Source organism: Serratia aquatilis, assembly GCF_044865145.1.
Taxonomy (GTDB): Bacteria; Pseudomonadota; Gammaproteobacteria; order Enterobacterales; family Enterobacteriaceae; genus Chania; species Chania aquatilis.
The window spans coordinates 2,971,279-2,992,581 of sequence record NZ_CP173186.1; the positions used below are offsets into that span (position 1 = coordinate 2,971,279).

Genomic DNA, 21,303 nt, shown 5'->3' on the forward strand with positions numbered 1-21,303 from the left:
AGCAATGCGCGCAAATGGCCCCAGCCCGAAGGGTCGCGCCCCAAAAGCCCGTTCTCTGTGTTGTCGGGCTTGAACAGAGGGCCACTCTGCCCTTCACCCTCCGCCTTGATAACGGGCTTTTGGGTCTGCGACGGCACCACGGGCAATTAAGGGACACAGCCTACTGCTAATCCACTTAACACGCTGGCACGCAAGCCCTACAGCCAAAGCCAACCCGGCCCCACCAAGTGCATCCACAAACAGGTGACGGCGCAATTGCACAATCGAAAAGGCAATCGCCAAACCCCAGGCAACCAATAGTAGGTTACGCAGTTTTCTCCTGCTATCGAGCATCACCCACACGGCCAAAACCGTCAGCGCAATATGTAGCGAAGGCAGGCAGTTTTGTTTGGAGTCGATGTCGATCAATACCGCCAACAGGCTCGCACTGAGAGACGCGGACTGCGCTATGGGATAATCGATGGTTGTCGGCCAGAGCAGATAAATTGCCCCGGCAAGCAGTGCACTGAGTTGCATTGAACTTCTCAGCCATCTTAGCCTGCATGCAGGACAAAGCAGATAGCTGAGCGGAATAATGAGAAAAAAAGACAGATAGAGCCAAATGGCATGGGGACTGAATGGGATCAGACGGTCTACCCAGCCCGGAGTCAACTGATGCCCGGCCCCCTGCCATCGATCGCTGATGTTATAAACCAGACCAACAAAACCCCAACCAAGCAGCATTTGCCATAAACGATAGACCAGCGCTTTCATCGTACCCCCGGCGCTCGCGTTATGCGCCTACGCTTGGTATCGAACTGCGGCATAATGGCCTGAGCGTGCAACTGCCATTCCAGTTGCTCAGTGGCAATACCATGCTGTTCAAACAAGGAGATTAGCTGCGCCTGGCAACCCATTAACTCGTCGGGTAGACAGTCAGCTTTCAATTGTAGCCGCCTGCTGTCATGTTGGATCAAGCGATAATCCGCTATGGTCGGCAGTGCATTGGTGATCGCCCGGCGGCACAGATCGGCAAAAATCACTAGCGCCTCACCCTCGCGCCCAGGCAACAGCAATTGATCGTCGCTGCGCCCTTCAATACGCTCCAGTGCCATAGTCGCTTGCCCGCAAGGACAAGGCTGTAACCTGTGTACCAGGATGTCGTCCAACCGATAACGCACGATTGGCTGGGTACGGCGGGTAAAATCGGTGATCAGTGGAGTAAATCGCCGTTCATCAATCCATTGGGGTTCGACATGGATAAACTCTTCATTCAAATGTAAGGTGCCATGGCTACAGGTAGCGGCCAAAAAACCCTCAGTGGCCTGATACACCTCGCCCACTTCGGCAAACACCTGCTTCAACAACTGGCGATCCTGTGGTTCCAACACTTCGGCGCACGAAATCACCTTTTTGACTTGCAGCCGAAGCTCTCCCCGCTCAATCGCTCGAGCCAGGGCACACAGTACCTGCGCTGGAGCCACTACAATACTGGGTTGATCCTGCGCAATCCGCCGCAGATGGCCCGCAAAAGGGGCAAACAGATCGTAAAATATCAGACTAAGCCAGCGGTTGTTGACGCTGTGATACAGATTGTTATCTGCCCGGAGAAACAGCACGACTTTCTCACCGGCCAACAGCCCATGCGGCAGCATTTTTGCCAGCATGCCACCCGCCCAAATCTGTTGCTCCTGCGGGCTGACCACAAAAACACCCTGCCTGCCTGAAGTCCCCGTCGATAAGCCGACACTGTATTTCCCCACTTTCGGGGTAAAGTCACGGTCAACTTCGCTGCGCCGGGCACAGGCCAGTAACTCTTGCAACGACAGCCCGGCAGTGTTCATCCGATCAAAGTTAGTCATCATCAGCGCTTTATCCATCTGCGGCCATTCGCTGATCGGCAATGCATGGTATGGCCGGAAGTATGGGCTGTTAGCCAGCACTCGACGGGCAAAAAGCTTGAGTTGCCGTTTCTGATAGGTTTCCAGCACTTCGCGTTGCGTGAAACGTAACCGACGTGCCTGCCAGTAATGACAGAGCGTCATCAATGGGATCATAAATCCCCCTCATGGCACAGGCGGATCTCTGCAGCGCCACCACGATGCAACTGATTAAGTGCTTCGAGCGTCTGATAATAACTGCGTGGGTTGTCCATGATCAGGTTTGCCAATCGCGAGGGGCCGCGCAGTTGCTGATAATTCAGCGGCGACCAGGCCGCATCGCTCGCCAGTAACGTCCAGCCAGCGTCAGTTTGTACAAAAACGCCAAGATGCCCGGCGGCGTGCCCCGGCAGAGGCACTATAATGATTTGCCCGGCACTGCCCGGCAACACATAGCCTTGCTGAAAAGGTGCCAACTCAGCGGGCAGGCCCTGAAGCGGAAATGACTCGACAAACTGCAACGCGGATTCAAAATCCTCTGGTATCAGACCCGGCACAAAAGCCCTTCGCAAGGCGGCTATCCCGCGTAAATCACGGGTTTGCTGCCAACCCTCACCTGAGCAGATCATGTTAAGCGGGCTAAAATCACGCAGGCCGGCAATATGGTCCGCATGAAAATGCGAAATAATGACCGCCTGGATATCATTTATGTTCAAACCCAAGCTGTGTAGCTGTTTACTCAGTGCTTGCTGGGGTTCGAAATATACCGGCGTAACCTGACGATAGAGGCGAAAAATACCACTGGCAGTGTAATGCTGGAAATGGCTGGCATAACCGGTATCCCACAACCAACGGCGGTCACCCACCGTCAGCAGATAAGCCCTGGAGGGAAATTTGCAGCTACGCATGGCTGAGCCGCGAAGCGCCATGCAACCAAGGTGGGTACAATAGCCGATCTCAAAGGTGGTGATATCAGCCATTTGCCGATATCCCCTGTTTCTTCAGCCACTGTGCCGTCAATGCAATCCCCTCTTCCAGGGAGTAACGCGGCCGGTAGCCCAGTTCTCTGATCGCATTGGCATTATCCAGCGTCATATCAAAATAGGTTGCTGCAACACCATAACGCGTCAGCATCGGCTCTTTACCGGTCAAGTTGGACAGCATTTCCATCCCACAGGCTACAGCCAGCAATAAAGGGTATGGTACTGCGCGTACACGGTATTGCCAGCCAAGCTGCCGCGCAAGTAGATGATCCAGAATATCCACCAGCCGCTGAGGTTGCTGGTTGGTAATGTTGTAAATGCCGCCAGAAGGTAAATGCTCCTGGGTACTCGCCAAATCCATTGCGTGAACCACATTCAGCACAAACGTCATATCGAGATAGGCTGAACCACCACCTGGTAGCCGCAGTACTCCTTTGCCGTTCTGCAATTGTGCCAGGAGTCTGGGCATAATCACCCGATCATAGGGGCCAAACAGGCCTCGCGGACGCAAGATCAGGTATGTCGTCTGCGGATAACGGTGCAACACCGCCATAATGCTCTGCTCGGCATCGAACTTGCTGGCGGCATAATGGTTGGCAAACTCTTGGGCAAACTCACTTTCGGTAATTTGATGATGATGTTTAAAATCAAAATAGACCGCAGGCGTAGAAATATGGATAAAACGCTTTATACCGCAACGCCCGGCTGCCTTGGCGAGTCTCTCCGTTGCATAGGTGTTGGTCTGATAAAACGCGTTGCGATCGCCCCAGGGAGAAGACTTGGCGGCACAATGCCAAACGACATCGTAGCCCACCATTAATTCCTCACACTGTTCCGCCCCCGCTCGAGTAAGATCCAGCGCAGTAAATCTGGCTCCTTGCTCCTCCAGCAAGCGGCCAACGGCTTCATCCCGTCCGGTAGCATGAACCTGATAGCCAGCCGCCAGCAACCATTCGGCAGCATTCCGCCCCAAGCCACTGGTCGCTCCTGTCACCACCACCTTCATGACACGAGTACCATGCCGCCCAGCGTCAACCCTGCGGCGGTGCCGATCAGCATGACCCGTTGGCCGCGGTTCAGCCTGCCGTTGATTGCAGCTTCGTGCAGAGCCGATGGGATTGAAGCCGCCACCTGATTACCTCGGTAGCGATAGATGTCGATCAACGCCTCCGGCTTTACACCCAATCGTTTGCGCATATGCTCCAATGAAAGATGGCTGGCCTGGTGTGGCACCACGGTATTAATTTGTGCCAAAGAAACCCCTCCGGCAAAGAGCAGACGACTAAGGAAACTCTCTATCAGTGCCGAGGCCTGACGGAACAGTTTTTTTCCCTGCATTCTGAACAGGAAATCGCTGTCATTTATCCCGGCACGAGGGTTACGGCGCGTACCACCTGCACGAATTTCACACAACTCACTCCCCTCCGGGTAGGTTTCCATCAGGTACGATAGAATGCCGCTCTGCCCATCGCCACGCTCAACAATGACGCATGCGGCACCATCGCCAAAAATCAACGAAGACTCTTCGTCATTCCAGTCGATACCGCGCGAGGCGATATCTGCAGAAACAATGGCGATGCGTTGGTAGACTCCAGAATTAAGCAGCCCGGCAGCCACTTGCAACGCACTGATAAAACTGACGCAACTGGTATTAATATCAAAACTCGCCATGCCTGCAGGTAATTTTGCCACTTTGAGAATATGCGCCGCACTGAAGGGTAGAGCCTGTATGGCAATAGCTGAAGCAGAGATCAACAGGTCGATAGAGTCACTCGCGACGTTGTGACGAACCAGTGCATCCTCTATTGCGGCCGCAGCCAATTCAGCCTGACTGGCATCATTACTGGCATGAAATCGATGAATAATACCCGAGCGCTTCTCGACGTAACCATTGGGTTTATTTAATTGCCGATCTAACACCGAAGACTCAACGCATTTGGGTGGTAAGGCCGTGCCGGTTGCGATAATTTTCAAAGGAAGCAGGGTCCGAGGAATACTTTCAACGCCCATTATAATTGTTTAGCCCGATTGTCCATAATTCGTTTTGCCGTTGCTCAAGCATAATTAATCAAATGCCTCACACTATTCGGCCAAGTCCTTGTTCTAAATCATTACATTAATAACCAAAATTAAATTTCACTAATTTATTCCGCTTACTGACAATTAAGCTATCTCTCATAATTTCACACAGATACCACAACCCGCCGAACCAAGGAAATTCGCGCAGATAGCTACGCTGTTTTAAAGCTTATTTAACTCATAAGCCCCCACGGTTAACCTAACGGCTTAAATTCGTGCCACAGCGTAAATGAATGTAGAAAATAGATCCACAGGAATTGACTACCTGACGACAAAGTTATGCCTTAGCCGATATACCTGAAAGCAGCTTATGGCGTTGCACTTTACGCAGTGGTTAGGGTTGTGAGCCTCACTGGGTTTAAATCTGAAAATCGATCGTTTTATCCAAATGAGCCGAAAAAACTTTCTCTTTGATTTCCGTAAGCGATAAAACCGGGTTACATAGCTGGATAAATTTCCAGGCATAGTTTCTCTGTAACTGGCTGCGCTTCAACCCTAACCAAACGGTATTTGGTTCAAACAAATGTTCGGCATTCAGACAAACCAACCCACGATCTCTGTCAGGTTCGAAAGAAATATCAGCCACTATTCCCACCCCCAACCCCAGAGCCACATAGGTTTTTATGACATCAGAATCCTGGGCACTCAACGCAATATCCGCTGCCAGCCCTGCGGCTTTAAAGGCGTTATCCAGCCGCACTCTCCCGGTGATCCCGTGACGATAGGTAATCAGTGGCAGGGTACTGAGCATTTCCAACGTCACCACCGGCTGGCGTGTCAGTTCATGGCCTTCCGGAACCAGGATGGTATGGTGCCAACGATAGTAAGGAAATGCTGCCAGAGATCCCTCACTCATCAATCGCTCACTGGCAATTCCTATATCAGCCTCACCCGACGCCAGCATTGCAACAATCTCTTCCGGGTTGCCCTGATTAAGAACTAAACGTACCCTTGGGTATAAATTACGGAACTCTTTAATCACGCCCGGCAGACTGTAACGTGCCTGTGTATGCGTGGTGGCAATGTGCAATTGGCCAGTATCATTGTTACTGAAAACGTCTGCCAAGCGGCGAATATTATTCGCATCATTGAGGATACGCTCAGCCACCAGCAGCAGCTCTTTGCCAGGTTCCGTCATGCCCAACAACCGCTTCCCACGGCGGATAAATATCTCAATGCCAAGTTCTTCTTCAAGCTCACGAATATGACGGCTAACGCCAGACTGTGAGGTAAATAAAGCGTTTGCCACGTCGGTAAGGTTGTAGTTGCAACGTGCCGATTCTCGAATGATTTTTAATTGCTGAAAGTTCATTCTGCCCCTCTATTCGCCCAATAACATTAACGATATTGATACGAAGTCTGTTAACAAGGAACAAATAAGAAATTACCTTAGCTTATAGCTTTTTATGCTAAACGGTTTTTGGGCCAGTAAAAGCTCTCGCCGTAAGCAGCATAAATTAAAAATGATAATAAAATCAGATAGATAAATAAAAACAATCTTTATTTGAGTAATAGGATTTTGCAGTCAGAGTTATTAGATATAGGGAATAGATATAAACCAAACGTGGCGTCGCCAAAGACACCACGCATCATTCCCCGTTTCAGGCTATCGCCCCACTGCCAAAAGAGCCCGAATTGTTTTGCTGTAACCATTGCCGTACATAGTTGACCAGCTCGCCAATACAGTCGTCTTTCATACCGTGGTTCTTCAGTTCATTATCCAATGCAAACAAGTATTGAGCGTTTGAACCCAACGGGCCGCTGGCACTGGCAATCAGCGGAGCTATCACCTGATGACGAGTGTCTGCTTCAAACAGCGGGTGTTGCGGGTTCATCACAAACACCAGTGCAGTGACGACGTTACCATCGTCCAGACTCAGGTCACACCAAGTGGGCAGATAACAACCGGTGATCATCTCTCGCTTCCAAAGCAGCTCCAACTCCTCGCGCAGCGTATTCTCAGGCAATCGGAAAGCCAGACCAGCGGTTTGCCCACCTTCCTGCAACGCAAGCATACGCCCCGGTTGATTCAGTGTTCCACGCCCGGCAGTCAAACGCAGGCAAAAAGCCCTATGCCAGCCTTGCAAGGTTGCAGGACGCACTTCTTCAGATTCAAAGACTGGGTTCCACATCAGAGAACCATAGCCAAAAACCCATACCGGGCAATTATCTGGACGCCGCGACAGGGTGCATGCCAATGACGCTGAACGCTGTTCGGTGGTCAGCAACAGCGACTCCTCAATCGTGCCAAAAGCAGTTTTACAATCTGCTTTTTGCAGAAATTCTCGAGTTAACAACTACTACAACCTCCTGGGAATAGGGTTGCCCCAATCCCTTTGCCACTGTGTCTTTGTAATTCAGTACTCGTCACATTTCGAGTTGCCAGTGCTTTGCAGCACGCCACTCGAATTATTTTGAGTCTATTTATAGGTACGAAAATGTATTAATTCGATAAACTTTCCACTATAGACTTGACCATATTCTGTTCTTGCCTGGCGATCAAGTTTCTAGCCGTAATTACTATTAAAAATTATATAGTAGCGTCCCCTTTTTTCCTTATTTGGCTTTGAGAATGTTGTGATACCCAAAGTAATTCGAGTTGTTTGCAGGCGGCAACGCGGAAAGTGGCTACAGAGCACTAGGCTGTGTCCCTTAACTGGACGCGAGTGCCGCTGGTGGTCATTTGTACGCAGAGCAAGGCGTGAGCCGCGAGGTTTGGTGGACCAAATGAGCGGCGAACAACGCAGCAATGCGTACAAATGGCCCCAGCCCTACGGGTCGCGCCCCACAAGCCCATCCTCTGCGTTGTCGGGCTTGAACAGAGGGCCACTCTGCCCTTCACCCTCCGCCTTGATAACGGGCTTTTGGGTCTGCGACGGCACCACGGACAGTTAAGGGACACAGCCTATCTATCAAACGATTCTCATTATCAGATGGCATGGTATACTCGCCGCAGAAAAACAAAGGAGAATCTCGTGACGACCAAAGCCCCACGTAACCGCGCACCCTACCTGATCGAAGTCGCCAAACTGTGCGATATCACACCACACCTGCGCCGCATCACCTTTAGCGCCCCCGACCTGCATGATTACCCCTCTGAATCCGCTGCTGCACACATCAAAGTGTTTTTGCCGCGTGAGGGTCAAGCTCAACCAGATCTGCCTACCCTAAGCGAGAACGGACCAGTATGGCCAGCTGACGCCGTGCACCCGTTAATTCGCACCTATTCTATTCGTGCCGTGAGGCCAGAGCTTGGTGAGATTGATATCGAGTTTGCCTTGCACGACCATAGCGGCCCGGCAGTAGACTTTGCTCGCAAGGCTAAACCGGGCGATAAAATTGGCATCAGTAACCCTGGTGGCCCTAAACCGATGCTACCAAGTGCTGATTTTTACTGTCTGGCTGGCGATCCCTCTTCACTACCTGCCATTGCCGCTCTACTAGAAAATCTGCCCCCGCACCATAAAGGGCATGCCTTTATCCGCGTAGATACTCCAGCAGATGTGCTTGATTTACAAAGGCCCATCGGTTTTGAATTAAGCTGGGTCATCGGTAGCACGGCAAAGACCGCAGAACTCATCGCTCAATTTTGCTCGTTGGCGCTACCGGAAAACGGTACTTACTTCTGGTTGGCTGGTGAAGATCGCCTGGTCGTCGAATTAAGGCGTTACCTGCGCCGTGAGAGGCAATGTGAGCGTAATCAGCTCTATGCCGTACCTTACTGGCGCGAAGGGGAAAATGAGGAGGGGTACCACAATAAAAGGCACGAAATCATGGATAACATTGATTCCTGAAGATTAGTACCTTCCTAATTTATAGCGATAATAGCGCGTTAAAGCGGTTTTATGACCGCCTTCCTCTTAAAATCCATCAAGTCAGGTAAAAGTCAGCAAATAAACCGTTTTAAAAACGGTTTATTTTGTTATTCTTGTCACACAAAGCAAGGTGTTGCTTTCTCTAGTTTAAACAACGCTACATTTTGCCCCGTTCAACAAAACGGGTATATCCTATTATTAATCACAACTTTCTGGATATGCTACTCCCTTACCGGGAGCAGCGATGACGGGACCACGCAGTTTGAGAAGGAGATTTACCGCAATGAAGTCGCACAACGATCCTGGCCGATCCAAATCCCGCCATACAGAGTACTCCCTCATTTTTCCCATTGCTGCCTTGGTTGTGCTCAATATATGGGGAGCCACAAGCAATTTCCCATTAATTGTTGCCATTAACATTTTTGCTTTGGTGGGTATTCTCAGCAGTGCGTTCAGTGTGGTACGCCACGCAGACGTACTCGCCCATCGGTTAGGTGAACCCTATGGTTCTCTGATCCTTAGCCTGTCAGTTGTGATACTGGAAGTGAGCCTGATCTCAGCGTTGATGGCAACCGGCGACGCGGCCCCGGCATTAATGCGCGATACACTTTATTCGATCATCATGATTGTAACCGCCGGTCTGGTGGGATTTGCCTTGCTACTCGGCGGGCGAAAATTCGCCACACAATTTGTTAACCTTGGTGGCATCAAGCAGTATCTGATGGCGATTTTTCCACTAGCGGTGATCGTGCTGGTACTGCCAAGTGCCTTACCTGGTGGAAACTTTAGCGTCGGCCAATCGCTGCTGGTTGCGGCAATCTCGGCCGCGATGTACGGTGTTTTTCTGCTGATCCAGACCAAAACTCACCAGAACCTGTTCGTTTATGAACATGAAGATGATGATGGTGACCCGCACCACGGAAAACCTTCTTCGCACAGCAGCCTATGGCATGCCAGCTGGTTGATCGTGCATCTGGTGGCTGTAATTGCGGTAACAAAATTCAATGCCAACCCGCTAGAAGGCCTACTCACCAAGCTTAACGCACCTTCGCAGTTCACCGGTTTCCTGGTCGCGTTGCTGATCCTCTCCCCTGAAGGATTGGGGGCTTTACGGGCGGTGCTGAATAATCAGGTACAACGTGCAATGAACCTGTTTTTTGGTTCCGTTCTGGCCACCATTTCACTCACTGTACCCGCAGTAACGATTATTGCCACCCTGACCGGCCAGACGCTAATTTTCGGTCTGCAGTCTCCCCACATGGTAGTGATGCTGACGGTCTTGGTTTTGTGCCATATCTCCTTCTCTACTGGCAGAACCAACGTATTGAACGGCACCGCGCACCTGGCACTGTTTGCCGCTTATATGATGACCATTTTCGCGTAGATTGCTTATCTGTGAATCGAGGTACCAGAGGGTGCCTCGATTAATTTACAGCGAAGGAATTAACGTCTCAGCCTTACCACGCAACTTACCAAAATTGCAGTGTTTAACCGAAAACATGCACTTGCTCGAGTTCGTCTGCTTTCTGTTGAATGCAGGAAGATAATAATTTGTCTTTAAATTCAGGAGGTGGTGATTTTAATTGCTGCACAGCTTCTGGATTAACTTCAATCTCATGCAATTGCGCAAGCGAACTCTGGTTGATGCGTGACAAGACGTAATCGCCTAGGCTGTGTCCCTTAATTGCCCGTGGTGCCGTCGCAGACCCAAAAGCCCGTTATCAAGGCGGAGGGTGAAGGGCAGAGTGGCCCTCTGTTCAAGCCCGACTTTACTTCGAACGGGCTTTTGGGGCACGACCCTTCGGGCTGAGGCCATTTGCGCCCGACTTTTTACAAGATGCAATTTCATATAATCCGCTGCGGGGAAAAACCGATGTTTAACGTCCACATTGTGTCCACACTTGGGCGGTTTTTAGGGGGTATAGTGGTCTACAGTGAAATTTAACTCATTGTTTTACCGTTATAACCTAGATATAGCAGGCAAAGCAAAGGCCACCGACGTGGCCTTTGCGAACATATCAGATAGGTTAACCGTAAGCATTGAGCGTGTGCTGGCACAAAGCTGAGCGCACACAGTCCTGTTTCTCGAAGCGGATGATACCGATCATCTCGTCCTCTTCAAAGCGTTCAAGCGCATCGCTTAGGCCAGACTTCGTTCCGCGCGGTAAATCGCATTGGGTAATATCACCGTTAACGATAACCGTTACATTCTCACCCAAACGGGTCAAGAACATCTTCATCTGGCTTGCCGTAACGTTCTGGGCTTCATCCAGAATCACTACCGCATTTTCGAAAGTGCGTCCGCGCATATAGGCGAAGGGCGCGATTTCTACCTTGCCGATTTCAGGGCGTAGGCAGTATTGCAGAAAAGACGATCCTAAACGGCGTAACAGAATATCATACACCGGCCGGAAATAAGGGGCGAACTTCTCAGAAATATCCCCCGGCAAAAAGCCGAGATCTTCATCCGCCTGCAGAACCGGACGCGTTACGATAATCCGATCCACCTCTTTATGTATAAGGGCTTCTGCCGCCTTCGCGGCGCTGATAAATGTTTTACCACAACCAGCCTCACCGGTAGCAAATATCAACTGCTTGTTTTCTATGGCTAATAAGTAATGACCCTGCGCTTCATTTCTCGCCTTGATGGCAGAAGTATCCCGGCTGTCACGTGCCATACCGATAGATTCAACACCACCCATTTGCACCAGCGAAGTCACGCTTTCTTCTTCACGCTGACGATGGCTGCGCGCATCGCGGCGAATAACACGTTTGGCTTCACGACGTGCTTTGATCACTGCTTTTTGTCTTCCCATAGTGGCACCTTACAGTTTGTTTCACCTACCGCAGCGGCATCGCATGCCGCGCGATTATGTTACACACGTATTAGGTTATGGCCTCCTTCAGAGCCAATATAAGCCAATGAATAACGTGAATACGCGCCCGCAGGTAAATGGGACGTTTCTTCACAGGACAACGCGAATGTGCAAGATAAGAGTGAATTAGCCAGATTATTGCAAAAGAAGAGCCAGGAATCGGTCAGAAATTGAGAGTCGGAGAGAGAACCCTCGTTACAACGAGAAATCAGGGAAGGTATGTTATCTGTTCTTTGTAGCCCAACCAAGGACTTTACCATTAGCGATCCCCGCAGTGATATTTACAGCTTTAAGCTGTGCACCGAGTGAAACTACCGCCACATGATTACATTATAATGACATTCAAACTCTCCGTGTTACTAAAATGTAAAAAAATTATTATTTTTTCTTATCAGGGATACCAGAACACTATATCATTCCCACCCAACTCTACCAGACAGTTTATTTTTATGTTTATTATCATGATATTAACAATAACCCCCCTCACCTCTCGTTGGTGCTAAGATTAAAATTTAAGCAAATAAAAAACCCCATCTACTTTCTTCCTTCACGCACTTACCAGCTAATTAATCGCTATGTAAGCTGGAAAATCTCCCCCTGATTATCAGGGAGAGATGAGTAAGAGATTATACCGTTTTAAATTCGGCTTCTGCCTGATCAAAGCGCTCGGTCATTGTTGCCGAAGGTTTGCGCCCCAGCAAACTCACAACAATGATGGCGATAGTGGCAAAGAGAAAACCAGGAATAATTTCATAGAGATCAAGCCAAGCATAGTGTTTCCAGACGATTACCGTGATCGCCCCGATCAACATGCCAACCAGAGCACCATTGCGTGTCATACGTGACCACATAACGGAAATCAGTACCACCGGGCCAAAAGCAGCTCCAAATCCAGCCCAGGCGTAACTCACCAACCCAAGCACGCGGTTCTCTGGATTAGCTGCCAGGGCAATAGCCACCAGCGCTACCAATAACACCATGCCACGGCCAACCCAGACCAGCTCTTTCTGGCTGGCCCCTTTACGCAGGAAAGCCTTATACAAGTCTTCGGTGATCGCACTTGAACACACCAACAATTGACAACTGAGAGTACTCATAACCGCGGCCAGGATCGCCGAAAGCAGGATCCCCGCAATCCATGGATTGAACAACAGCATAGCCAGTTCGATAAAGACACGCTCACCGTTTTGCGAAACATCCCCAGCCTGATCGGGGTTATTAGCAAAGTAGGCAATACCGAAGAAACCAACCGCCATAGTCCCTACAAGACACAATATCATCCAGGTCATGCTGATACGTCTTGCGCTACGAATGGTACGATGGGAATCCGCTGCCATAAAGCGAGCCAGAATATGCGGCTGTCCAAAGTAGCCCAAGCCCCAGCCAAGCAACGACAGGATCGCCACCAGATTTAACCCTTTCATCATGTCCAGATTGGCTGGGTTTTGCGCTGCGATCACCAATAATGAACTGTCGATCCCACCCACAGCAAAAATGACAATTATTGGCGTGAGGATCAGGGCAAAAATCATCAAAGTCGCCTGTACGGTGTCAGTCCAGCTTACCGCCAGGAATCCGCCAATAAAGGTGTAGATGATTGTGGCCGCAGCCCCCGCCCACAGTGCGGTGGCGTAACTCATGCCAAAGGTACTTTCAAACAGGCGTGCTCCGGCAACGATGCCAGACGCGCAATAAATGGTGAAGAATATCAGAATGACGATGGCGGAAATGATGCGCAGTAGCTTGCTGTTGTCTTCAAAACGGCTGGTGAAATAGTCGGGCAGCGTCAACGCATTGTTGTTGGCTTCGGTATGCACGCGCAACCGCCCGGCCACCAGCTTCCAGTTGAGGTAAGCACCGATGGTCAATCCAATGGCAATCCAACTTTCCGAAATTCCCGAAAGAAAAATAGCGCCCGGCAAGCCCATCAACAACCAGCCACTCATATCAGAAGCGCCAGCGGAAAGGGCAGTAACAACACTCCCTAGCCTGCGGCCCCCTAAAATGTAATCGTCAAAATTGTTTGTCGCCCGGTACGCCATTAATCCGATCAATATCATCCCAAAGATATAGACCAGAAAGGTCACCAGCATAGGTGTGTTCATAGTCATTCAGCTCTCCACTTTGTCTGTACCCCTTCTCATCCATATTGCTGTGAACTTAACAATATATTGAAAATGTTAGGGTTTTCTTTATTTACGTTATCTGCGATGCCTTTCAATCGCCAAGATGCCAGAACGAGGCACCCAACGAGTTGGCAAAGACTGAAGATTGTTTTGTCCTTCCTAATCTAAACGCTGGCTATCCTAGATGAAGCCATCTGCAATCAACAAGACATTTAACAATCTAGTTACACAAAGTTAACCCTGCATCACACTTACCCATTTACGAGGTTACACCAGCAGTGACTGAAATGAGTTGCACCTCAACTTTAGGCCCTGTCAGCGCAAGAAAACGGTATTTACTTCCTCAGTAGCCCCTCAGATAGAACATCCACTTATTACTCAATAATGTTAAAAATTCGCTTGAACTCACACTTCACTCACAGGCATTATTTAACAAGGTTGCACAAAGTTGCAACATGCAGGATATTGTCTGCATTTACAGCATCAGCTTTCCACGAACCTCTGCCAAAAGACCCCTGAGTTCTTGCTATCAACATGTCTGGGAGAGGTTCCAAAACACAGGAGTTGGATCGGTATGGGCACTACCACAATGGGCGTAAAGCTTGATGAAGCAACTCGCGACCGGATTAAAAGCGCAGCGCAGCGGATTGATCGCACACCGCACTGGTTAATCAAGCAAGCCATTTTCAATTATCTCGAGCGTCTTGAAAGCGGTTCTGATATTCCAGAAATTCCGACGCTTGCCGCTGCCCTTCAGACCGAGGCGGACGATATTATGCCGCAAGAGCGCGAAGAGTCACACCAGCCATTCCTTGAATTTGCTGAACAAATTCTGCCGCAGTCCGTTACGCGAGCCGCTATCACTGCCGCTTACCGTCGCCCAGAAACCGAAGCGGTTCCCATGCTGCTCGAACAGGCACGCCTGCCTGCCGATCTTGCGCAAGCAACCCATAAACTGGCCTACGGGATTGCTGAAACCATGCGTAATCAAAAGAGCGCCACAGGCCGCGCGGGTATCGTGCAGGGATTGCTGCAGGAGTTCTCACTCTCATCGCAGGAAGGCGTAGCGCTGATGTGCCTGGCGGAAGCATTACTGCGCATTCCAGACAAGCCGACACGCGACGCGCTAATCCGCGACAAGATCAGTAACGGCAACTGGCAGTCGCACCTTGGCCGCAGCCCTTCTTTGTTTGTTAATGCCGCCACTTGGGGCCTGCTGTTTACCGGTAAGCTGGTTTCTACGCACAATGAAGACAGTTTGTCTCGTTCTCTGAACCGGATTATCGGTAAGAGTGGCGAACCCCTGATCCGCAAAGGTGTGGATATGGCGATGCGTTTGATGGGTGAGCAGTTTGTCACCGGTGAAACCATTGCTGAAGCGCTGGCTAACGCACGCAAGCTGGAGGATAAAGGCTTCCGCTACTCTTACGATATGCTGGGTGAGGCGGCCCTGACCGAAGCCGACGCACAGAAGTATCTGGTTTCCTATCAGCAAGCGATCCATGCTATCGGCAAAGCCTCAAATGGTCGGGGTATCTATGAAGGCCCTGGCATCTCGATCAAACTGTCGGCCCTACACCCGCGTTACAGCCGTGCACAATACGATCGCGTCATGGAAGAGTTGTATCCACGTCTGCTATCGCTGACGCTACAGGCGCGTCAGTATGATATTGGTATCAACATTGATGCCGAAGAGGCAGACCGCCTGGAAATCTCCCTCGATCTGCTGGAAAAACTCTGTTTTGAACCGCAATTGGCAGGCTGGAACGGTATCGGTTTTGTCATTCAGGCCTACCTAAAGCGCTGCCCGTTTGTCATTGATGCCGTGATTGATATGGCCAGCCGCAGCCGTCGCCGCCTGATGATCCGCTTGGTGAAAGGGGCTTACTGGGATAGCGAAATCAAACGGGCACAGGTAGATGGCCTTGAAGGCTACCCAGTGTATACCCGGAAAGTCTATACCGACGTTTCTTACCTAGCCTGCGCGCGCAAACTGCTGTCAGTCCCTAACCTGATTTATCCGCAGTTTGCCACTCATAATGCCCACACTCTCAGTGCCATTTATCATCTGGCGGGTAATAACTACTACCCCGGCCAGTATGAGTTCCAATGCCTACACGGGATGGGTGAACCGCTCTACGAACAGGTGGTAGGCAAAGTCGCTGACGGCAAACTAAGCCGCCCATGCCGCATTTATGCTCCGGTTGGTACTCACGAAACCCTATTGGCCTATCTGGTACGCCGTTTGCTGGAGAACGGTGCTAATACCTCTTTCGTCAATCGCATCGCCGATGCCACACTCTCACTGGACGATTTGGTTGCTGACCCGGTCAGTGCCGTTGAAGCCATGGCCACCAATGAAGGGCAAATAGGCTTACCTCACCCACGGATCCCGTTGCCACGCCAGTTGTACGGTGCTAAACGCGTCAATGCCAGCGGGTTGGACCTGTCAAACGAGCAACGGCTGGCTTCCCTCTCGAGCGCCCTGCTTACCAGCGCAGCGCAACAGTGGCGTGCAGAGCCGATGATCGATGCCGAGTTGGATCAGGGTGTTGAACAACCGATACTCAACCCTGCCGAACCGGGAGATATTGTCGGTTATGTCCGCGAAGCTACTGAAAGCGAAGTGAGCAGAGCGCTTGATGCCGCCGCCGTAGCCGGGCCAATCTGGTTTTCGACCCCACCTTCTGAGCGCGCCGCTATTTTACAACGTGCCGCCGAATTGATGGAAAACCAGTTACAAAATCTACTGGGTATTCTGGTACGCGAATCGGGAAAAACCTTTAGCAATGCCATTGCAGAAGTGCGTGAAGCCGTTGATTTCCTGCGTTACTACGCCAGCCAGGCATCTGAAGATTTCGCCAACGACAGCCATCGCCCCCTCGGGCCAGTGGTTTGTATCAGCCCGTGGAACTTCCCATTGGCCATCTTCACCGGTCAGATTGCCGCCGCGCTTGCCGCAGGCAACAGCGTGCTGGCCAAACCGGCGGAGCAAACTCCCTTAATCGCCGCGCAGGCGGTTCGTATTCTGCAGGAGGCGGGCATTCCTCAGGGCGTGTTGCAACTGTTGCCGGGCCAAGGCGAGACTGTGGGTGCCGTATTGGTTAATGACGCCCGTGTACGCGGCGTAATGTTCACCGGTTCTACCGCTGTTGCCGGTATATTGCAGCGCAGTATCGCTGGCCGTCTGGATCCGCAAGGCCGTCCGACGCCGCTGATTGCCGAAACTGGCGGCCTGAACGCCATGATTGTCGACTCTTCGGCCCTGACCGAACAAGTGGTGACTGACGTTGTGGCGTCTGCCTTCGACAGTGCCGGGCAGCGCTGTTCCGCCCTGCGTATTCTCTGTATCCAGGAAGATGTGGCGGAACATACGCTACAAATGTTGCGTGGTGCCATGGCCGAATGCCGTATGGGCAATCCGGAGCGGCTGTCTACCGACATTGGGCCGGTGATCGATGCCGAGGCAAAATCCACTATCGAGAACCATATCCAGGCCATGCGTGCCAAAGGCCGCAAAGTATATCAAGCGGCGAAGGGTTCCGGGGATGAGGAGAAAGAGTGGGCACGCGGTACCTTTGTAAAACCAACGCTGATTGAGCTGGAAAGCTTTGACGAGTTGCAAAAAGAGATCTTTGGTCCGGTCCTGCACGTTGTCCGCTTCCAGCGTGCCAATCTGAAAGCATTGATCGAGCAGATCAACGCTTCGGGCTACGGCCTGACGCTGGGGATCCATACACGCATTGATGAAACCATCGCCAAGGTGACCGATCATGCCAAAGTCGGCAACCTATATGTTAACCGCAATATGGTCGGTGCAGTGGTTGGCGTACAGCCTTTCGGTGGCGAAGGTCTATCAGGAACCGGGCCGAAAGCCGGTGGTCCTCTCTACCTGTATCGCTTGCTGGCTAACCGCCCGCTGGATGCCGTACAGCGCACGCTAAACCGTCACGATAAAGAACTTCCTCTGGAAGCCACAGTGCGGCCTACTCTGCTTGCACCACATCAGGCGTTGGAGCATTGGGCTGTTGCCGAGAACCTGCAGGACTTGGCCACTTTGGCTCAGCAATATGCCGAAATTTGTCAGGCGGGCACCATGCGCACATTGCCGGGGCCAACGGGAGAGCGTAATACTTATGCCCTGCTGCCACGCGAACGCGTACTGTGCCTGGCTGATAACGACACCGACGCTCTGACCCAGTTGGCTGCAGTACTGGCTGTGGGTAGCCAGGTAATGTGGCCGGAGGCGGAACTCCAGCGAGCCCTGTTCCGCCGCCTACCCGACGCCGTGAAGGCGCGGATCGCTTTCTGTAAGGACTGGGCGCAGGACAAGGTGGCGTTTGACGCGGTGATTTATCACGGTGATGCCGATCAGTTGCGCAGCCTGTGCGAGCAGATCGCTCAGCGCAGTGGGGCCATTGTCTCGGTACAAGGTTTTACCCACGGCGAAACCAATATCTTGTTGGAACGTCTGTTGATCGAACGCTCATTAAGCGTTAACACCGCAGCCGCCGGGGGGAATGCCAGCCTGATGACAATTGGTTGATTTTTAATGCTCAGTTGCCGACGGCAATAAACCTATACAACCCCGCGCACTGCGGGGTTTTTTGTACTCAGAGCAAAAACATAACCATTGTCATGTTAGCCGCAGCGTCTCTCAAGCCGAAGTAATGACTTTCCACTGACGCATAAAAATATCCACCAATCCATTAAGCTCTTCGCGTGTCGCACCGTTACTGGCCTGAACCGACATTCCCTGAATAATGCATGCGATGTACTTGCCCAACAAAGCACAATTGCTGTTTTGCGGAAGTTCGCCGATTAAAACGCGTTTTTCCAGACATTCGACAATCTTGTGCTCCGCAACATGCCTCTGCTGTCTCAGTTGGCTGAACAATGCATCGTCTGAGGCAGACATACCAAAAGTAGCGGCAACCATAAAGCAACCCGGTGGCGTTTGAGGATCGGTAAATCCATCGGCACTGGTGCGTAGCAGTTGTTCAATCACCTGAGATAACGGCAGATCTGCCTGCTCCAAAGGTAGCATTCTGGCATGTCCATAAGTGGCTAAGTACTTTTCTACCGCTGCACAGAATAACCCTTGTTTACTGCCGAACTCTGCATACAGCGAAGAGGGTTTGGTGCCCGTTGCTTCAACCAGTTCAGACATCGACGTTGGCTCATAGCCTGAACGCCAGAAAAGGCCCATGGCCTTTTCGAGTACCTGTTCACGATCAAATTTTTTCGGTCTGCCACGGACGGTCTCTGTTTGGATCTTTTTACTCATGTCAGCGGCTCCTTAGCCTGCACAGTCTTATTTAAGGAACGATCATTATAAAATAAATGCTCCCCAGGTACTACACCATGGGATCTTCGACAATAAAATAATGATCACTAAAAAATGATTGCACAACGAGAACCCTCAATATATCCTTTTAAATAACGATCGTTACAAAACACAAAAACACCATCTATCACCAAATGAAAGGATGAATGCCATGAAAAAAATGCCCCTGAAAATCGCCACTACAGCGTTTGCCGCTCTAGCTTTTTCTGCACTAGCGGCCACCACTGAGCCGCAGGTAACGCATCAGCCAATGATGAGCCTATCAAGCAGTGTGACGGTTTCGGGGTTGGCAACGTTGGCTGAGGTTGAAGAGAGCATTGCAGCTCAAGCAAAAGCCATGAATGCCAGCCGTTACAGAATTATTGCTGTTACCGGCAATAACAAACTTCATGCCAGCGCAGTGATTTACCGCTAATTGTGATAAGAGGAAAGGAATCATGAGATTACAGAAATTGCTGGGTATTGAAACGCCAGTTATTCAGGCTTCTATGGTGTGGCTTAACTCTGCCGAATTAGCGGCTGCCGTATCAAACGCAGGTGGATTAGGCGTGTTGGGCCCCAACGCCGGGCGGAAAAACGCCAACGGTGGGATAGCCAGTACTGTTGAAGATTTCCGTCAGGAAATAAAAAAAACCAGGCAGTTAACCCATAAGCCTTTTGCCATTAACTATCTGCTACCAATTGAGGGTGTCGAAATCAGTTTTCAGTATGCCGAGCCGCTGCTGGAGGTCATTCTACAGGAGAAAGTGAACATCGTTATAACCAGTGGTAAGGATATAACAAAAGGTGAGCGCTATATTAAGCGGCTAAAAGAGGCGGGGGTTATCGTGATCCACCGTGAAATATCCCCTACAGTTGCAAACTCGATATTGGCAGAAAAAATGGGGGTTGATGCCATTATTGTTACCGGGCATGAGGCGGGCGGGCACTTGAGCGAACACCGCATAAGCACCCTGACTCTGCTGCCCCAGGTTACCGATGCAGTAAAAATCCCGGTGATTGCCGCTGGGGGCATCTATAACCAGAAAACGGCAAAAGCCGCTAGGGCAATGGGGGCCGCTGGGGTCTACGTGGGTACACGCTTTATTACCACCTTTGAGTCACCAGCCAGTCTCAATACTAAGCAAGCGATCGTTAACGTGCTTTCTCAAGAACTGGTAGAGATAAATACGCCTGCAGGAGATGTCCGCGTTATCGCTACCGAGAGCATCCTGGCTGGCCGTGGAGACAGCGAGGTGGGCATCATCAAAAAAGGCATGCTTGATGGGGATCATCTGAATGGTGTGATCACGGTTTCCGAATCCGCCGGAGGCATTGAAGAGATCCGCAGTGCCAAAGATGTGGTCTGCGAACTCTCCTTTGCTTTCGCTTAACCCAGCGGCAGTTCGTAGCGGCAACTGAAATTCAATTTGCTTAAACACTTGGCCGCGCGGCCAAGGGGGGATTATCCCCCCTTGGCTAGGTTACTGATTAAGGAACTTATCCAGAAACTGCTTGGTGCGCTGGTGCTGCGGATTAGCGAACAGCTCTTTCGCAGGGCCCTGTTCCACAATACGACCGTGATCCATAAAAATGGCGCGATCGGCAACGTCACGGGCAAAACTCATCTCGTGCGTTACAATCACCATCGTGCGCTTCTCTTCTGCCAGTGCGCGAATGGTATTGAGCACTTCGCCAACCAGTTCAGGATCCAGCGCCGAAGTAGGTTCATCGAAAAGAATAACCTCTGGCTGCATCGCTAGCGCCCTGGCAATCGCTACGCGCTGCTGTTGACCACCAGACAAACGTTTAGGATAAGCGTGTTCTTTGCCACTCAGCCCAACTTTTGCCAACAACTCATGGGCACGCTGTTCTGCGCTGGCCTTTGCTTCTCCTTTAACGATCACCGGGCCTTCGGTGATGTTTTCCAACACTGAACGGTGCGGGAACAGGTTAAAGCTCTGAAAAACGAAGCCAACCTGCTGACGCAGGGCCCGCACCTGATTCTTCTGTTTGCTCAGCGGGCGTGCACCGTCGATCAGGATATCCCCGACGCGAATGGTGCCAGAATCAGGGACTTCCAGCAGGTTGATACTCCGCAGCAAAGTGGTCTTGCCGGAACCGCTCGGCCCGATAATGGCCACCACCTCTCCTGAATTTACCTCAAGGTCGATCCCGTGGAGCACCGTCTGTCCTTTGAACTGTTTAACCAACTGTTTAACTTCGATAGCACTCATTG

17 protein-coding genes are annotated in these 21,303 nt (G+C 51.0%); 5 read left to right on the forward strand and 12 right to left on the reverse strand.

The genetic code is table 11. From position 1 onward, the window contains the following. Positions 1–93 precede the first annotated feature (93 nt). The 7 genes from SAQUA_RS13415 to SAQUA_RS13445 form a co-directional block, all read right to left on the reverse strand. Entirely contained in the window at positions 94–753 is a 660-nt protein-coding gene (locus SAQUA_RS13415; RefSeq protein ID WP_380675697.1) for a phosphatase PAP2 family protein, read from the reverse strand. Beyond that, entirely contained in the window at positions 750–2,036 is a 1,287-nt protein-coding gene (locus SAQUA_RS13420; RefSeq protein ID WP_380675699.1) for a F390 synthetase-related protein, read from the reverse strand. The genes SAQUA_RS13415 and SAQUA_RS13420 overlap by 4 nt, the downstream gene beginning before the upstream one ends. Beyond that, on the reverse strand, positions 2,033–2,839 hold the full coding sequence (locus tag SAQUA_RS13425; protein ID WP_380675701.1) for an MBL fold metallo-hydrolase: 807 nt from the start codon (positions 2,837–2,839) through the stop codon (positions 2,033–2,035). Before SAQUA_RS13425 ends, SAQUA_RS13420 begins: the two co-directional genes overlap by 4 nt. Then, the gene (locus SAQUA_RS13430) at positions 2,832–3,848 is read right to left on the reverse strand and encodes an NAD-dependent epimerase/dehydratase family protein (RefSeq protein ID WP_380675703.1); all 1,017 of its coding nucleotides are present in this window, start codon (positions 3,846–3,848) and stop codon (positions 2,832–2,834) included. Before SAQUA_RS13430 ends, SAQUA_RS13425 begins: the two co-directional genes overlap by 8 nt. Further along, the gene (locus SAQUA_RS13435; protein ID WP_380675705.1) at positions 3,845–4,852 is read right to left on the reverse strand and encodes a 3-oxoacyl-[acyl-carrier-protein] synthase III C-terminal domain-containing protein; all 1,008 of its coding nucleotides are present in this window, start codon (positions 4,850–4,852) and stop codon (positions 3,845–3,847) included. Before SAQUA_RS13435 ends, SAQUA_RS13430 begins: the two co-directional genes overlap by 4 nt. 427 nt (positions 4,853–5,279) lie before the next feature. Beyond that, entirely contained in the window at positions 5,280–6,233 is a 954-nt protein-coding gene (gene cbl, locus SAQUA_RS13440) for an HTH-type transcriptional regulator Cbl (RefSeq protein ID WP_380675707.1), read from the reverse strand. Positions 6,234–6,522: 289 nt separating this feature from the next. Further along, positions 6,523–7,218: a gamma-glutamylcyclotransferase gene (locus SAQUA_RS13445; protein ID WP_380675709.1), complete on the reverse strand. Its 696-nt coding sequence runs from the start codon at positions 7,216–7,218 to the stop codon at positions 6,523–6,525. 678 nt (positions 7,219–7,896) lie between these two features. Here SAQUA_RS13445 and SAQUA_RS13450 point away from each other — a divergent pair. Both SAQUA_RS13450 and chaA read left to right on the forward strand, forming a co-directional pair. Further along, positions 7,897–8,715: a siderophore-interacting protein gene (locus SAQUA_RS13450; protein ID WP_380675711.1), complete on the forward strand. Its 819-nt coding sequence runs from the start codon at positions 7,897–7,899 to the stop codon at positions 8,713–8,715. Positions 8,716–9,019: 304 nt separating this feature from the next. Continuing rightward, positions 9,020–10,120, forward strand: coding sequence for a sodium-potassium/proton antiporter ChaA (gene chaA, locus SAQUA_RS13455; RefSeq protein WP_380675713.1), 1,101 nt, complete (start codon positions 9,020–9,022; stop codon positions 10,118–10,120). Between the two features lie 103 nt (positions 10,121–10,223). Here chaA and SAQUA_RS13460 read toward each other — a convergent pair whose 3' ends face one another. The 3 genes from SAQUA_RS13460 to putP all read right to left on the reverse strand — a co-directional run bounded on the left by SAQUA_RS13460 (position 10,224) and on the right by putP (position 13,723). Beyond that, positions 10,224–10,391 (reverse strand): hypothetical protein, encoded by a 168-nt coding sequence (locus tag SAQUA_RS13460; RefSeq protein WP_380675715.1) that lies wholly within the window; start codon positions 10,389–10,391, stop codon positions 10,224–10,226. A gap of 372 nt (positions 10,392–10,763) precedes the next feature. Continuing rightward, on the reverse strand, positions 10,764–11,552 hold the full coding sequence (gene phoH / locus SAQUA_RS13465; RefSeq protein ID WP_380675717.1) for a phosphate starvation-inducible protein PhoH: 789 nt from the start codon (positions 11,550–11,552) through the stop codon (positions 10,764–10,766). A gap of 686 nt (positions 11,553–12,238) precedes the next feature. Then, complete coding sequence (gene putP, locus SAQUA_RS13470; RefSeq protein ID WP_380675719.1) at positions 12,239–13,723, reverse strand: sodium/proline symporter PutP; 1,485 nt, start codon at positions 13,721–13,723, stop codon at positions 12,239–12,241. 589 nt (positions 13,724–14,312) lie between these two features. On the opposite strand from putP, the gene putA reads away from it, so the two are divergent. Next, on the forward strand, positions 14,313–18,284 hold the full coding sequence (gene putA, locus SAQUA_RS13475) for a trifunctional transcriptional regulator/proline dehydrogenase/L-glutamate gamma-semialdehyde dehydrogenase (RefSeq protein ID WP_380675721.1): 3,972 nt from the start codon (positions 14,313–14,315) through the stop codon (positions 18,282–18,284). A 111-nt stretch (positions 18,285–18,395) separates the two neighbouring features. Here putA and SAQUA_RS13480 read toward each other — a convergent pair whose 3' ends face one another. After that, positions 18,396–19,025, reverse strand: a complete 630-nt coding sequence (locus SAQUA_RS13480; protein ID WP_380675723.1) for a TetR/AcrR family transcriptional regulator — start codon at positions 19,023–19,025, stop codon at positions 18,396–18,398. 211 nt (positions 19,026–19,236) lie between these two features. Between SAQUA_RS13480 and SAQUA_RS13485 the strand changes: the two genes are divergently transcribed. Further along, a complete protein-coding gene (locus tag SAQUA_RS13485; protein WP_380675725.1) occupies positions 19,237–19,500 on the forward strand; it encodes a DUF1471 domain-containing protein in 264 nt (87 codons plus the stop codon). A 22-nt stretch (positions 19,501–19,522) separates the two neighbouring features. Then, positions 19,523–20,458 (forward strand): NAD(P)H-dependent flavin oxidoreductase, encoded by a 936-nt coding sequence (locus tag SAQUA_RS13490; RefSeq protein WP_380675727.1) that lies wholly within the window; start codon positions 19,523–19,525, stop codon positions 20,456–20,458. A 90-nt stretch (positions 20,459–20,548) separates the two neighbouring features. On the opposite strand, the gene tcyN is transcribed toward SAQUA_RS13490, so the two are convergent. Then, positions 20,549–21,301: an L-cystine ABC transporter ATP-binding protein TcyN gene (gene tcyN, locus SAQUA_RS13495; protein ID WP_380675729.1), complete on the reverse strand. Its 753-nt coding sequence runs from the start codon at positions 21,299–21,301 to the stop codon at positions 20,549–20,551. Positions 21,302–21,303 lie beyond the last annotated feature (2 nt).